General features: G+C 70.3%; 11 protein-coding genes. 2 read left to right on the top strand and 9 right to left on the bottom strand.

Features of this window, described 5'->3' with window-relative positions; genetic code table 11:
* Positions 1-36: 36 nt before the first annotated feature.
* The 8 genes from ACIQRL_RS01300 to ACIQRL_RS01265 form a co-directional block, all read right to left on the bottom strand.
* Entirely contained in the window at positions 37-753 is a 717-nt protein-coding gene (locus ACIQRL_RS01300; RefSeq protein ID WP_261708098.1) for an ABC transporter ATP-binding protein, read from the bottom strand.
* Positions 750-1,880, bottom strand: a complete 1,131-nt coding sequence (locus tag ACIQRL_RS01295) for an ABC transporter ATP-binding protein (RefSeq protein WP_401325423.1) — start codon at positions 1,878-1,880, stop codon at positions 750-752. The genes ACIQRL_RS01300 and ACIQRL_RS01295 overlap by 4 nt, the downstream gene beginning before the upstream one ends.
* A 5-nt stretch (positions 1,881-1,885) precedes the next feature.
* Complete coding sequence (locus ACIQRL_RS01290) at positions 1,886-3,658, bottom strand: branched-chain amino acid ABC transporter permease (RefSeq protein WP_401327989.1); 1,773 nt, start codon at positions 3,656-3,658, stop codon at positions 1,886-1,888.
* A 5-nt stretch (positions 3,659-3,663) separates the two neighbouring features.
* Entirely contained in the window at positions 3,664-4,596 is a 933-nt protein-coding gene (locus ACIQRL_RS01285) for a branched-chain amino acid ABC transporter permease (protein ID WP_401325420.1), read from the bottom strand.
* A 195-nt stretch (positions 4,597-4,791) separates the two neighbouring features.
* On the bottom strand, positions 4,792-5,997 hold the full coding sequence (locus ACIQRL_RS01280) for a branched-chain amino acid ABC transporter substrate-binding protein (RefSeq protein WP_401327985.1): 1,206 nt from the start codon (positions 5,995-5,997) through the stop codon (positions 4,792-4,794).
* A gap of 389 nt (positions 5,998-6,386) precedes the next feature.
* Positions 6,387-7,070 carry a hypothetical protein gene (locus tag ACIQRL_RS01275; RefSeq protein WP_401325418.1) on the bottom strand — a complete coding sequence of 228 codons (684 nt, stop codon included), beginning with the start codon at positions 7,068-7,070 and terminating at the stop codon, positions 6,387-6,389.
* A 623-nt stretch (positions 7,071-7,693) separates the two neighbouring features.
* Positions 7,694-8,155, bottom strand: coding sequence for a PaaI family thioesterase (locus tag ACIQRL_RS01270; protein WP_401325416.1), 462 nt, complete (start codon positions 8,153-8,155; stop codon positions 7,694-7,696).
* 61 nt (positions 8,156-8,216) lie between these two features.
* Positions 8,217-10,496: an FdhF/YdeP family oxidoreductase gene (locus ACIQRL_RS01265; RefSeq protein WP_401325413.1), complete on the bottom strand. Its 2,280-nt coding sequence runs from the start codon at positions 10,494-10,496 to the stop codon at positions 8,217-8,219.
* A gap of 169 nt (positions 10,497-10,665) precedes the next feature.
* Here ACIQRL_RS01265 and polA point away from each other — a divergent pair, with 169 nt between their 5' ends.
* Both polA and ACIQRL_RS01255 read left to right on the top strand, forming a co-directional pair.
* Positions 10,666-13,392 (top strand): DNA polymerase I, encoded by a 2,727-nt coding sequence (gene polA / locus ACIQRL_RS01260; protein WP_401325412.1) that lies wholly within the window; start codon positions 10,666-10,668, stop codon positions 13,390-13,392.
* Positions 13,393-13,569: 177 nt separating this feature from the next.
* Positions 13,570-14,328, top strand: coding sequence for a hypothetical protein (locus ACIQRL_RS01255; RefSeq protein WP_401325410.1), 759 nt, complete (start codon positions 13,570-13,572; stop codon positions 14,326-14,328).
* On the opposite strand, the gene ACIQRL_RS01250 is transcribed toward ACIQRL_RS01255, so the two are convergent.
* The gene (locus tag ACIQRL_RS01250; protein WP_401325407.1) at positions 14,249-15,103 is read right to left on the bottom strand and encodes a DUF4184 family protein; all 855 of its coding nucleotides are present in this window, start codon (positions 15,101-15,103) and stop codon (positions 14,249-14,251) included. The two genes, ACIQRL_RS01255 and ACIQRL_RS01250, sit on opposite strands and share 80 nt — an antisense overlap.
* Positions 15,104-15,170 lie beyond the last annotated feature (67 nt).

Below are 15,170 nucleotides of genomic sequence, written 5' to 3'. Positions count from 1 at the left end.
CGGGCCTCTTCGTGCGACCGCGGCGGTCGCGGAGGATCAGTCCTCGCCGAGGTACGCCTTGCGGACGGACTCGTCGTGGAGCAGGTCCTGGCCGGTGCCGGAGAGGACGATGTTGCCGACCTCCATGACGTGGGCCTGGTCGGCGAGGGAGAGCGCCGCCTGGGCGTTCTGCTCGACGAGGAGGATCGTCGTGCCGGCCGCCTTGAGTTCGGCGATGGTCGCGAGGATCTTCTGCATCATGATCGGCGAGAGGCCCATGGAGGGTTCGTCGAGCATGAGCAGCTTGGGCTGGGACATCAGGGCGCGTCCCATGGCGAGCATCTGCTGTTCGCCGCCCGAGAGGGTGCCGGCGGCCTGCTTGCGGCGCTCTCCCAGGATGGGGAAGAGGTCGTAGGCGCGCTGGATGTCCTTCTCGATGCCCGCCTTGTCGCTGCGGAGGAACGCTCCGAGCTGGAGGTTCTCCGCGATGGTGAGGCGGGGGAAGATGTGGCGTCCCTCGGGGGAGTGCGCGAGTCCGAGGGCGACGATCTTGTGGGCGGGGACGTTGGCCAGGGGCTGGCCGTCGAAGAGGATGCGGCCTCCGCTGGGCTTGAGGAGCCCGGAGAGGGTGCGCAGGGTCGTCGTCTTGCCGGCGCCGTTGGTGCCGATGAGGGTGACGATCTGGCCGGCTTCGACGGTGAAGGAGATGCCCTTGACGGCTTCGATCTTGCCGTAGGCGACCTTGAGGTCTTCGACCTCGAGCAGTGCGGTCACTGGGCGTTTCCTTCCTTGCTGGTGCTGCTCGCCGCGTCGGGGTCGTCGGTCGCGGCGGGGGCCTCGGGCGCCTCGGAGGTTTCGGGGGCGTCGGACGTTCCTTCGGCCTCGGCGGCTTCCTCGGTTGCCGCGGCCTCGGGGGCCTCTTCGGCCTCCGTGGTCGTTCCGGCTTCCTCGGTCGCGGTGGCTTCCGCCGCGTCCTCGGTGTCGGTCGCTGCCGGGGCCTCGACGGCTTCGTCGGCCTCGGTGGGTGCCGCGTCCTCGGGCTCGGCGGCGATCGCCGCTCCGGTGGCTCCTGCCGCTTCGGCGGCCTCGACCTCGGCGAGTTCCTCCTCGCCGGGGGCGCCCTCGAAGGGCGTGCCGAGGTAGGCGGCGATGACGCGCTCGTCGCCCTGGACGACCTCGGAGGTTCCCTCGACGAGCTTCTCGCCCTGGACGAGGCAGGCCACGCGGTCGGACAGGTTGAAGATGAAGCGCATGTCGTGCTCGATGACGAGGACGGCGATGCCGCGGTCGCGGATGGCGAAGACGAGGTCTTCGGTCGCGCGGGTCTCCTGGGGGTTCATGCCGGCGGTGGGCTCGTCCAGGAGGAGCAGGCCGGGCTCGCTGGCCATGGCGCGGGCGATCTCGAGCTTGCGCTGCTCGCCGTAGGGGAGGTTGCGGGAGAGGTGGTCGGCCTTGTGGTCGAGGCCGATGAACTCCAGCAGTTCCATGGCGCGTTCGCGTGAGGTCGCTTCGGCCTTGCGGAAGCCGGGGCCGCGGAGGAGGGCGGACCAGAGGCCTTCCTTGGTGCGGGTGTGGCGTCCGACGAGCACGTTTTCCAGGACGGTCATGTTGGCGAAGAGCCGGATGTTCTGGAAGGTGCGGGCGATGCCTGCGCTGGTGACGAGGTGCGGCTTCGGGGGCAGCACCGTTCCCTTGTAGGCGACCTTGCCCTCGGTGGGGACGTACAGACCGGTGAGGCAGTTGAAGAAGGTGGTCTTGCCCGCGCCGTTGGGGCCGATGAGGCCGACGATCTCTCCGGCGTTGACGGTGAGGTCGACGTTGCGTACGGCGGTGAGGCCGCCGAAGCGCATGGTGACGCCGGTGGCTTCGAGGACGGGGCTGGGGGCTGTGGTGGTGGTCATGTTGGTTACGCCCCTGCCTTGGTGACGCCGACGGTGGAGTCGGGCAGGCCTTGTTCGGGGATGTGGATGGCGTCGTCGCTCTCGTGGAATTCGAGCTGGCGGCGACGGTTGGCGATGATGCCTTCGGGGCGGAAGCGCATGAGCACGACGAGCGCGACGCCGAAGGCGAGGAGCTGGTACTCCTTCAGGAAGCTGAGCTTCTCGGGGAGGAGGTAGAGCAGGGTGGCGCCGAGGATGGGTCCGTTGACGGTGCCCATGCCGCCGAGAACGACCGCCGCGAGGAGGAAGGCGGAGTTCGGGGGCACGGAGCCGGCGAACTGGTACGGGGCCGGGTTGACGCTGTAGCCGACGTGGGCGCTGACCGTGCCGGCGAGGCCGGCGAGGGAGGCGCCGAGGGCGAAGGCGATGAGCTTGACGCGGAAGCCGTTGATGCCCATGGCGGTGGCGGCGGTCTCGTCCTCGCGGATGGCGATCCAGGAGCGGCCGATCCGGGAGTCGGCGGCGCGGTTGAACACGACGACGACGAGTCCGGTGATGAGCAGCATCAGCAGGAAGTAGTTCGCGAAGCGGCCGAGGGCGAAGCCGAGGATGTTGTGCTCGGCGCCGAAGTTGAACCCGAAGATGTTGAGGTCCGGGATCATGGAGATGCCGTTGGGGCCGTTGGTGAGGTTGGGGCCGGAGGTGCCGTCCATGTTGTTGACGGCGATGCGGAAGATCTCTCCGAAGCCCAGGGTCACGATGGCGAGGTAGTCGCCGCGCAGTCGCAGGGTGGGGGCGCCGATGAGGACGCCGAAGACGAGCGACGCGGCCATGCCGGTGAGCATGGCGGCCCAGAAGGGGAACTGGACGCCGGAGAAGCGGGAGAACTCGGAGCCGGAGACGAGGGCGGCGGCGTAGGCGCCGACGCCGAGGAAGGCGACGTATCCGAGGTCGAGGAGTCCGGTGAGGCCGACGACGATGTTGAGGCCGAGCGCGACGGTGCCGACGACGAGGATGTTCACGCCGAGGTTGGAGTTGTGCTCGTTGTTCGCGACGAAGGGGAAGATCGCCGCGGCCAGGAAGGCCATGGTGGTGGCGAATCCCTTGTGGCGGGCGTTCAGGTGGGCGAAGCGGTCGAAGAGTCCGGCGCTGTGCAGGGCCCAGGTGCCGAAGACGACGAGGAGCAGGTAGCCCAGGAACGTTTCGCTTGCGTCGGGGTCGACGCCGATGCCGTAGGTGAAGACGATCAGTGCGACGGCGGTGGCGGCGGTGATGACGAGGCGCTCGACCCAGCCGGGCAGTTGGGCGGCCGGCGGGATGAGGTCGGGCTTGGTGACGTAGTCCTTGAAGGTGTCACCGGGCTTGGGGAGTGCCAGGGTGCCGAGGAGGGCGATCAGCGAGCCGACGGCGGCGACGTAGGCGCCGGGGTCGAGTGCGACGAGGCCCTTGAGGTCGACGGCGATGGCGATGGCGCTGAACCAGCTCACGGCGAACGCGGAGGCGGCGGCGAGGACGACGGGCTGGGTGGCGCCCGCCGGGTTGAGCCAGCCGAGGCCGCGGACGTTCCAGAGGGTCAGCGCGAAGAGCAGGGTGAGGACGCCGGCGACGATGTCGAGGACCTGGAGTCCGGCCGGGGAGCCGTAGTACGTGAGGTCCCCGGGGAAGTCGGACGTGTAGGTCCAGGACATGAAGGTGCTGGCGATGGTGGCGACGGCGCCGATGGCGATGAGGACGCGGGCGGCGCTCTCGGGGAGCGGGATCAGGCCGCGCTCGGGGGTGGTGGTCTCGGTGGTTGCCATGGTGCTCACGCCCTGTCCGCGACGCGTTCGCCGACGAGGCCTTGTGGCCTGAACAGCAGTACGAGGATGAGGAGTACGAAGGCCCAGACGGAGGACCAGCCGCCGCCGCCGAGCTGCTGCATGCCCGGGATGCCGTCGATGTAGCTGGTGGCCATGGTCTCGGCGAGGCCGAGGACGAGGCCGCCGACCATGGCGCCGTAGATGTTGCCGATGCCGCCGAGGACGGCGGCGGTGAAGGCCTTGAGGCCCATCTGGAAGCCCATGTCGTACTTCACCGTGCCGTAGCGCAGGCCGTAGGAGACGGCTGCGACGGCGGCGAAGAAGCCGCCGATGGCGAAGGCGATGACGATGATGCGGTTGGTGTCGATGCCCATGAGCTGTGCGGTGTCAGGGTCCTGCGCGGTGGCCTGCATGGCGCGGCCGGTGCGGGAGAGGCTGACGAACAGCGCGAGGGCGGCCATGCAGAGCGGGGCGGCGACGATGACGAAGACGGAGCCGCTCTGGATGCTGACGGAGCCGATGTGCCAGGGGCCGAAGGGAAGTTGGGGGAACTTCAGGTCGGTCTTGGCGTTCGGGTACGTGTTGAAGACGATCTGCTGGAGGGCCAGGGACAGACCGATGGCGGTGATGAGGGGGGCGAGGCGTGGTGCTCCGCGCAGTGGTCGGTAGGCGAAGCGTTCGGCCCCGACGGCGATGAGGACGGAGACGATGCCGCCGCCTATCAGCATCGCTGGGAGGGCTATCCACATGGATGTGCCGTTTGGCAGAACGTAGAGGTAGACCGAGAGTGCGCCGAAGCCGCCGGTCATGAAGATCTCGCCGTGGGCGAAGTTGATGAGCTGGACGATGCCGTACACCATCGTGTAGCCGATGGCGATCAGCCCGTACATCGAGCCGAGGAACAGCCCGTTGGCCAGCTGCTGCGGCAGGGTGTTCACCGCATGGCCTCCATGTGGTGGGGAGAATTGAGCAGGGCGTATGGAGCGGGCCGCGCGGTGACGTGTGGTCGTGGCCGCGCGGCCCTGGGGTTGTGCGAGGGCCTGTCCGGTGGATCGGACCGGGCGCATGGTGCCGGTTCGGGCGCCGTGGCCTGGTGTCGGACCGATCCGCCGGAGTGGCCCGGGTGGTGCGGATCAGCCGCTGAACGTACCGCTCTTGACGGCCTTCCACTTGCCGGAGACGACCTGGTAGACGGTGAGCTGCTTGTTGGTGGTGTCACCGAACTCGTCGAAGGAGACGGGGCCGGCGATGCCGTCGAACTTGGTCTTCTGGACCTCGGCGACGATCTTGGCGCGGGCGCCGTCCGGGATCTTGCCGTCCTTCACGACAGCGGCGATGGCCTTGATGATGGCCGTGGCGGCGTCGTAGGAGTAGCCACCGTACGTGCCGTAGTCGCCCTTGAGGCCGGAGGCCTTGTACTTCTTGATGAAGTCCGCGGCGGAGGGCAGGGAGTCGACGGGCTGGCCGACCGAGGTGGCGAGGTCGCCCTCGGAGGTCGCGCCGGCGGTCTGGATGTAGGTGTCGCTGAACATGCCGTCGCCACCGAACAGCGGGATCTTGACTCCGCCGTCCTTGAGCTGCTTGGTCAGCTTCTCCGACTCGTCGTACTGGCCACCGTAGTAGACCAGGTCGGCCTTGGCGTTCTTGATCTTGGTGACGAGGGCCGAGAAGTCCGTGTCGCCGGTGTTGACGTGGTCCTCGCCCGCGACCTTGCCGCCGGACTTGGTGAAGCCGGCCTTGAAGAGCTTGGCCAGGCCGGCGCCGTAGGTCTGCTTGTCGTCGACCACGAACACCTTGCGCTTCTTCAGGGTGTTGTACGCGTAGTCGGCCGCGAAGCCGCCCTGGAGGGCGTCGGTGGTGGCGGTGCGGAAGTATGTCTTGAACGGGCGGGACTTGGCGGTCTGCCAGTTCTTGCCCTGGGTGAGCTCCGGGGCGGTGTTGGACGGGGAGATCTCGACCAGGTTGGCGGTGTCGAAGACCTGCTGCATCTGGGTGGCGACGCCGGAGTTCAGCGGGCCGACTACGCCGAGGACCTTGTCGTCCTGGACGAGCTGGGTGGCGTTCTGCTGACCGGAGGCCGGGATGGCCTTGTCGTCGAGCGCCTGGACCTTGAACGTCACGCCGGGCACGGTGTTGTTCTTGTTGGCGTCGTCGACGGCGATCTGGACGCCGCCCTGGATGCCGAGGCCGGTGGCGGAGTTCTGACCGGTCAGCGGCGCGTCCACGCCGATGATGATCTCGGTCTTCTTGCCGCTCTTGCTGTCGCCGCTGTTGTCGCGCGAGCCGCAGGCGGTCAGCGTGAGTGCTCCTGTAGTGAGCACGGCGGTGAGTATGACCATAGAACGCTGTCGCACGTTGAATCCTCTCCCTGGCGCGGCACCCCAGGGTGGGGGCCGTGTCTATCGCCGGGCCGTACTGGGTGAAGCAGGGCCGTGCAGTGACGCGCCCGGCGGCGCGGTGACTGGCCGTGACTATAAGCGCAGGTAGGGGGAGTGTGGAGGAGCGTGGGGAAGGCTGTGACGCTCTTGTTATGCGGGGGGTGCCTCGCGGGCGTGGGGCGGACGTTCGGAGCATTTCGGTGTGCTGGTGGGAGACGGTTGTGTGTTCGCATGGTGAGAACGCGCTGATCCGGGTTCGTGGCGGGGAGCGGAAGCCGGACGTGCGGTGACGGGTCGGGGTGCCGCGGGGGGCGCGGCACGGTGTGCCTCGCGCCGCGGCGATTGCTTCGTTACAGCAGAGGTAACCGACTGTTACTGCCGTGTGAGGTGGTCACGGGTGACCTGGCCGGGTGAAGTGGGTGTGGGGTGGGGCCTGTTGGGAAGCAGACGGCGCGCAGGCCGGTCCACAGGTCGTGCGGATAGGTGCCGCCGAAGAGAAAGCGTTGCTGTTGCTGCGCTGTCTCGTTGCTGATGAGCAGGTCGAGGTGGGGCGGAACGAGGGCGGGCGGCACGGAGGCGCAGTCGTATACGGAGATGCGCACGGTGATGAGGCGGGGATTTCCGGCCTTCACTGTCAGTGGCAGCCGGGGTGCGGTGGTGACACTCAACTCGGGCAGTCCGGGGCCTACTTGGTGGATGGTGACGGGGGTGCCGCGGGCGACGACGACCTCGAAGCGGAACGAAGTGGGTGTGGTGCCACGGCCCCGGTAGTGGAGGGTGGTGACACCGGCGGGCCGCGGGTGGGGGGTCGGGGTGGCCCGGGTGTGCGGTGCGGGGCGCAGGGCGAAGAGGACGCCGGTTGCGGTCGCGATGACGACCAGGGCCTGGACGAGTCGTCGGCGCGGGCGCGGGAGCGCGGCCCAGCGGGTGCCGAACCGCGGAGGGGCGGACATCAGGAGTTCGGCGGGCGTGTCCTGGTGGGGCGCGTCGGCTTCACCGGGGTGGTAGGGCTCGACGGGTCCGATGCCGGTCATGTCTCATACTGGGCCGGAGAGCACGGCTCCGCCAAGGGGCGGTGCGGGAGCGGGAGTTGGGCGGCCGCTGGTCGAGCGTCCCGAGGTGGGGGCGCCCCGAAGCGGGGCGCGCCGCGAGGCCGGCGTTCCGGGGTCGGGTGTTCCGGGATGGGCGTTCCGAGGCCGGGTGTTCCGAGGGGGCGTCGCGAGGCGGCCTCCCGCGAGGCGGCCTCCCGCGAGGCGGCCCTCCCGAGGTGCGGCCCTCCCGAGGTCGGCCTCCCGAGGTCGGCCTCCCGAGGTCGGCCTCGGGAGGGGGGACGCGTCGAGGCCGGGCCTCCCGGGGCTGGGTCCGGAGGGCGGGCTTCTCTCGGGCTGGACGATCCGAGGCTGGGCCGGCCGTGCCGGGGCCAAGCGTCCGGGGGCCAAGCGTCCGGGGCCGCGCGCCCGGGAGGCGCCCGCTCCCCGGCGCGCCCCCGTGTGTTCCCGCCCGCGGCAGGGGGGGAGACGGGTCCCTGCCCCCGAGGGTCCTTGTGAGCCCCTTGTGGGCCCCTTGTGAGCCTCCCGGGAGCCCTTCAGGGTCCCGGGGCGCCCCGGAGGGGTGCGGGCCGGGTCCGGAGGGGTTGCGGCCGGCTCCCGGCCGCAGGTCAGCTCTGGGGCGCGTCCTTGAGGATGCAGGTGAGCCGGGCGCTGCAGACGCGCTTGCCGTCCTCGTCCGTGATGGCGATCTCGTACGTCGCCGAGGTGCGCCCGCGGTGCACGGGTGTGGCCACGCCGGTGACGAGGCCGGAACGGACGCCTCGGTGGTGGGTGCAGTTCAGGTCGACGCCGACGGCGATCTTGGTGATACCGCCGTGGAGCATGGCGCCGACGGAGCCGATGGTCTCGGCGAGGACGGCCGAGGCTCCGCCGTGCAGCAGGCCGTAGGGCTGCGTGTTGCCCTCCACCGGCATGGTGCCGACGACGCGGTCCGCGGAGGCCTCGACGATCTGGACGCCCATGCGGTTGCCGAGGTGGCCCGCGGAGAAGAGCGCGGGCAGGTCGACGCCGAGAGCGGCGTACTCGTCGATGACCCCTTGCGGGAACTTCGGGATGTGCTGTTCGCCCATCGGGCCCGGCTCCGTTCGTCGTGGACCACTTCGTCGTGGTTTCTCCCTGCTGAGCGAACGCTCAGTCGGCTGTCGATTGTTCCAGACGGACGACCACGGACTTGCTGGCAGGGGTGTTGCTCGTGTCGGCGGTCGCGTCGAGGGGGACCAGGACGTTGGTCTCCGGGTAGTAGGCGGCCGCGCAGCCCCGGGCGGTGGGGTAGTGCACGACGCGGAAGCCGGGCGCGCGCCGTTCCACGCCGTCCTTCCATTCGCCGACCAGGTCGACGTACGAGCCGTCCGCGACGTTCAGGGCGCGGGCGTCCTCGGGGTTGACGAGGACGACCCGGCGGCCGTTCTTGATGCCCCGGTATCGGTCGTCGAGTCCGTAGATGGTGGTGTTGTACTGGTCGTGGGAGCGCAGGGTCTGGAGCAGCAGGCGGCCGGCGGGGAGCTCGGGGTACTCGACGGGCGCGGCGGTGAAGTTGGCCTTGCCGGTGGCCGTCGGGAAGCGGCGCTCGTCGCGGGGGGCGTGCGGGAGGGTGAAGCCGGCCGGGTCGGCCACGCGCGCGTTGAAGTCGTGGAAGCCGGGGATCACGCGCGCGATGCGGTCGCGGATGCTCGCGTAGTCCTTCTCGAACTCCTCCCAGGGGGTGGTGCTGCGCTCGCCGAGGACCTTGCGGGCGAGGCGGGCCACGATGGCGGGCTCGGACAGCAGGTGGGGGCTCGCGGGGTCCAGCCGGCCGCGTGAGGCGTGCACCATGCCCATGGAGTCCTCGACGGTCACGAACTGTTCGCCGCCGCCCTGGAGGTCGCGCTCGGTGCGTCCGAGGGTGGGCAGGACGAGGGCGCGCGCGCCGGTGACGACGTGCGAGCGGTTCAGCTTGGTGGAGACGTGCACGGTCAGCCGCGCGCGCCGCATGGCCGCCTCGGTGACCTCGGTGTCGGGGGACGCGGAGACGAAGTTGCCGCCCATGGCGAAGAAGACCTTGGCGTCGCCGTCGCGCAGTGCGCGGATGGCCCGTACGACGTCGTAGCCGTGTTCGCGGGGCGCCTTGAAGCCGAACTCCTTCTCCAGGGCGTCGAGGAAGGCGGGGGCGGGGCGTTCGAAGATGCCCATGGTGCGGTCGCCCTGCACGTTCGAGTGGCCGCGGACCGGGCAGACGCCCGCGCCGGGGCGGCCGATGTTGCCGCGCAGCAGCAGGAAGTTGACGACTTCGCGGATCGTGGGCACGGAGTGCTTGTGCTGGGTGAGGCCCATCGCCCAGCACACGATGGTGCGCTTCGAGGCGAGGACCATGCTCAGGGCCTCGTCGATCCGCTCGCGGGTGAGGCCGGTCGCGGTGAGGGTCTCGTCCCAGTCCGCGGCGCTCGCGGTCCGGGCGAAGTCCTCGAACCCGTGGGTGTGTTCCGCGACGAACGTCTCGTCGACGGCGCCTTCGGTGGCGAGGATCAGCTTGTTCAGCAGCCGGAAGAGGGCCTGGTCGCCGCCGAGGCGGATCTGCAGGAAGAGGTCGGTGAGCGCGGCTCCCTTGACCATGCCCTGGGGGGTCTGCGGGTTCTTGAAGCGCTCCATGCCCGCTTCGGGCAGCGGGTTGACGGTGATGATCCGCGCGCCGTTCGCCTTGGCCTTCTCCAGGGCCGAGAGCATGCGGGGGTGGTTCGTGCCGGGGTTCTGCCCGGCGACGATGATCAGGTCCGCCTGGTAGAGGTCGTCGAGCAGGACGCTGCCCTTGCCGATGCCGATGGTCTCGGAGAGGGCGGACCCCGACGACTCGTGGCACATGTTCGAGCAGTCCGGCAGGTTGTTCGTGCCGAGCTCGCGGGCGAAGAGCTGGTAGAGGAACGCGGCCTCGTTGCTGGTGCGGCCCGAGGTGTAGAAGAGGGCCTCGTCGGGGGAGCCGAGTGCGGCGAGTTCCTCGGCGACGATGTCGAAGGCGCGCTCCCAGGTGATGGGCTCGTAGTGGTCGGCGCCCTCGGGGAGGTACATGGGGTGGGTGAGGCGTCCCTGCTGGCCGAGCCAGTAGCCGCTGCGGCCGGCGAGGTCGGAGACGGTGTGCGCGGCGAAGAAGTCCGGGGTCACCCGGCGCAGGGTGGCCTCCTCGGCGACCGCCTTCGCGCCGTTCTCGCAGAACTCCGCGGTGTGCCGGTGCTCCGGCTCGGGCCAGGCGCAGCCCGGGCAGTCGAAGCCGTCCTTCTGGTTGACGCGCAGGAGGGTGAGCGCGGTGCGGCGCAGGCCCATCTGCTGCTGGGCGATGCGCAGGGTGTGTCCGATGGCGGGGAGCCCGGCCGCCGCGCGCCTGGGTTCGGCTACCTGTGGCGTGTCCTGGACCGGATCGCTTTTCGGCGGCTTGCTGGCCATCGCTGAACCCCTTCACGTGCGCACGTCGGTGTGCGTGACTTCGTACCGCTTGGATCCTCGCACGCGGGGCCGACAGCGACGGTCGTGGGTTGTGGGAATCCGGGCGGGGAAGGTGCGTGCGGGGCCGGGACGGCGCTGGATGTCAGTGGGCCGTGGCAGGATCGGGGGCGTGGCAGACACAGCATCGAAGAAGACCGAGAACACCGCAGGTACGGGCCGCCCGCGCCTGATGCTCATGGACGGGCACTCGCTGGCCTACCGCGCGTTCTTCGCGCTGCCCGCGGAGAACTTCACCACCGCGACGGGCCAGCCGACGAACGCCATCTATGGTTTCGCGTCGATGCTGGCGAACACACTGCGTGACGAGGCGCCCACGCATTTCGCGGTGGCGTTCGACGTCTCGCGCAAGACGTGGCGTTCCGAGGAGTTCACCGAGTACAAGGCGAACAGGTCGAAGACCCCGGACGAGTTCAAGGGGCAGGTCGAGCTGATCGGCGAGGTGCTGGACGCGATGCACGCGCAGCGGTTCGCGGTGGACGGTTTCGAGGCCGACGACATCATCGCGACGCTCGCCACGCAGGCCGAGGCCGAGGGCTTCGATGTGCTGATCGTCACGGGCGACCGTGACTCCTTCCAGCTGGTGTCCGAGCACACGACGGTGCTGTACCCGACGAAGGGCGTCTCCGAGCTGACCCGGTTCACTCCGGAGAAGGTCTTCGAGAAGTACGGACTGACGCCGGCGCAGTACCCCGACTTCGCGGCGCTGCGCGGCGACCCGTCGGACAACCTGCCGGGCATCCCCGGTGTCGGCGAGAAGACGGCCGCGAAGTGGATCAACCAGTTCGGTTCGTTCGCGGAGCTGGTCGAGCGGGTCGACGAGGTCAAGGGCAAGGCGGGGCAGAATCTGCGCGACCACCTGGAGGCGGTGAAGCTCAACCGCCGTCTCACGGAGATGGTCAAGGACGTCGAGCTGCCCCGGACGGTGGCGGACCTGGAGCGGGCCGCGTACGACCGTACGGCCCTGGCGATGGTCCTGGACACCCTGGAGATCCGGAACCCGTCGCTGCGCGAGCGGCTGCTCGCCGTGGACCCGGGGGCCGGGGAGGCCGAGGAGGCGCGGCCGGTCGCCGAGGGTGTCGAGATCGACGGTACGGTGCTGGGCGCGGGCGAGCTGAAGCCGTGGCTCGCCGAGCACGGCACGGCGGTCCTGGGCCTGTCCACGGTCGACTCGTGGGCGCTGGGCACGGGGTCCGTCGCCGAGGTGGCGCTCGCGGCCGGTGCGGGTGCGGCTGTCTGGTTCGATCCGTCCCAGCTCGACGAGTCCGACGAGAACGCGTTCGCCGCGTGGCTCGCGGACTCGGGGAAGCACAAGGTCATGCACAACGCCAAGGGCGCGATGCGGGTCTTCGCCGAGCACGGCTGGACGATCGAGGGCGTGAGCATGGACACCGCGCTCGCCGCCTACCTGGTCAAGCCGGGCCGCCGCTCCTTCGCGCTGGACGCGCTCTCGCTGGAGTATCTCGGCCGGGAGCTCGGGCCCGCCGCCGCGGCCGACGGACAGCTCGCCTTCGGTACGGACGAGCAGGCCGAGGCCGACGCGCTGATGGTGCAGGCCCGCACGATCCTCGACCTGGGCGAGGCGTTCCGGGAGAAGCTCCAGGAGGTCGGCGCGGCGGATCTGCTGCGTGACATGGAGCTGCCGACGTCGAGTCTGCTGGCCCGCCTGGAGCGGCACGGCATCGCCGCGGACCGGGCGCATCTGGAGGCCATGGAGCAGATGTTCGCCGGGGCGGTGCAGCAGGCCGTGAAGGAGGCGCACGCGGCCGCCGGGCACGAGTTCAACCTCGGCTCGCCCAAGCAGCTCCAGGAAGTCCTCTTCGGCGAACTGGCCCTGCCGAAGACGAAGAAGACCAAGACGGGTTATACGACGGACGCGGACGCGTTGGCCTGGCTGGCGACGCAGACCGAGAACGAACTGCCCGTGATCATGCTCCGTCACCGGGAGCAGGCCAAGCTGCGCGTCACCGTCGAGGGCCTGATCAAGTCGATCGCCGCGGACGGCCGCATCCACACCACCTACAACCAGACGGTCGCGGCGACCGGCCGGCTGTCGTCGACCGATCCGAACCTGCAGAACATCCCGGTCCGCACGGACGAGGGCCGCGCGATCCGCCGCGGGTTCGTGGTCGGTGAGGGCTTCGAGTCCCTCATGACCGCGGACTACAGCCAGATCGAGCTGCGGGTGATGGCCCATCTGTCCGAGGACGAGGGCCTGTTGGAGGCGTTCTCCTCCGGTGAGGACCTGCACACCACCGTCGCGTCCCAGGTGTTCTCGGTGGAGCGGTCCGGGGTCGACGCCGAGATGCGCCGCAAGATCAAGGCGATGTCGTACGGCCTCGCCTACGGGCTGTCGGCCTTCGGCCTGTCCCAGCAGCTCAACATCGAGGCGGGCGAGGCCCGTGCGCTGATGGACACGTATTTCGAGCGCTTCGGCGGCGTACGGGACTATCTGCGCCGGGCGGTCGACGAGGCCCGGGCCACGGGCTACACCGCGACGCTCTTCGGGCGCCGCCGCTATCTGCCGGATCTGAACAGCGACAACCGGCAGCGGCGTGAGGCGGCCGAGCGCATGGCCCTGAACGCGCCCATTCAGGGCACGGCCGCCGACATCGTGAAGATCGCGATGCTCAACGTGGACCGGGCGCTGCGCGAGGCGAACCTCACCTCCCGCATGCTGCTCCAGGTCCATGACGAAATCGTCCTGGAGATCGCTCCGGGGGAGCGGGCCAGGACGGAGGAACTGCTGCGCCACGAGATGGCGTCCGCCGTCCAGCTCCAGGTCCCGCTGGACGTCTCCGTGGGCTCGGGCCCGGACTGGGAGTCGGCGGCGCACTAGCACCGGGCGGCGCCTTCGTACGACGGCTACGGGCCCGGCACCACGAGGCACCGGGCCCGCCCTCCGGCCGTCTCCGGTTCCGTACGCCCACCGTCTCCGGGGCCGGGCCGGAGTGATCATCACTCGCGTGGCTCTCCCGGAGCGCCCCCGGCCGGAGGGTGCCGTAAGGATGCGGGCATGGGTATACGCACGCTCCACTGCCGTACGGCCATGGCCACGACCGTCGTGGTCGCGACCGTGACGGTGACCGCGGCCGTCGTCCCGGTGCTGCTCGCGCCGCTACCCGCGTTCGCCGCCGAAGCGGGCACCGCCCAGCGGCCCGAGGCGCCCCGTTCCCCCCGTTCCCCCCGTTCTCCCCGCTCTCCCCGGGACGAGGATCCCGGCGCCGGGATGTCCCGCGACCTCCGGGCGGCGCTGTCGGCCCGCCCCGGCACCGTCCTGGCGGCGGTGCGCGACGACCTGACAGGTGGTCCGACCCGCACCGGGGCCGTCGACCGGATGCGGCTGCCGGGGGTGCTCACCGGTGCCCACGCGTTCCTGAGGACCCGCGCGTACGGCCTCCGGCTGCTCACCCGGGCCCGCGCCGACCGGCGCAGGGCCGTACCGTCCGGCCTGCCGCGCGGCCCGAAGGCCCACATCACGACCGGCCGGCTGCCCCGGGCCGCGAACGGCCGGCGCGTCCACCGGATCGGCGCCTTCACCGGCCCCGCCCGCACCTACCGCGTCGTCGTCCTGTCGTACGACCATCCGACGGTGCCGTACGGCGCCCGCGTCGTCGAACGTGCCGTCCGGGCCGTGCACCGGGGCCTCGGCCACGGACGTGACCTGCTCCGGAGCCTCACCGCCGGTACCGCGGTCAGCGAGGAGCCGGACGGCTCGGCTCCGTACGGGCCGCCGCCGGGCCGGGACGAGCCGGAGCGGGACGCCACAGCCTGACCGCCGAGACATACAGGCCGAGGCCGAGGACCAGGCCCGCGCCCCCGCCGAAACACAGTGGCGGAATGAGCTCCCACGGCTTCGCGATGGACCCCCAGTACGCCCACCAGCGCACCGCCCGCTGTACCGCGGCGGCCAGCGCGAGGCCGCCGATCACGGCGGCGGCCAGCCACCGGTCGGCGGTGGACAGAACGGGCACCCCGACGGCCGGGCCGTGCGGCGAACGGCGCAGAGCGAGCACCACGAACGCCACGATCACGACGGCCGCCACCGCCGAACTGCCGTACTGGACGTACCAGTAGAGCGGCGAGCCCGCGAGGTTCCGCCCGAGGACGGGGAAGAGCCCCACCCCCCACCGGTCGTGATGGGTGAACGCGTCCCACACCACATGCGTCAGCGCGCCGAACGCCGCGGAGACGTACCACCACAGGACCAGCGGCGTGCGCACCGGCTCGCGCACGGCTCCACAGCGCAACAGTCGTGCCGTGCGCCCCTGTCGTGCCGCGGGCATCAGCGCGACCAGCGGCTCACGCAGCACCAGCCAGGCACCGACCAGCATCCATGCGATCAGCACATCAACGGTGAACACCCCGGTGAACGAGTGCGTGAACGTGCCGAACTCCATCGCCCCGGGCACCACGCTCGCCGCATAGTAGGTCAGGTCGGGAGCGAACGAACCCGCCACGAGAACGGCCGGAATCAATCGGCCACGACCGCTTCCGTCCCCCCGCACAGCGGGCAGTACGGCGGCCGCGTGACTGAGAGTGAAGGGCAAATCATCCCCCTGCGGCTGCTGTTGACCGGCTATGTCCGGCCAGTTGATCACTGGCTGCCAGTATGCG

Source organism: Streptomyces sp. NPDC091209, from assembly GCF_044757755.1.
Taxonomy (GTDB): Bacteria; Actinomycetota; Actinomycetes; order Streptomycetales; family Streptomycetaceae; genus Streptomyces.
The sequence above is the reverse complement of the archived record's forward strand: the minus strand, read 5'-3'. Positions and strand labels throughout refer to the sequence as shown.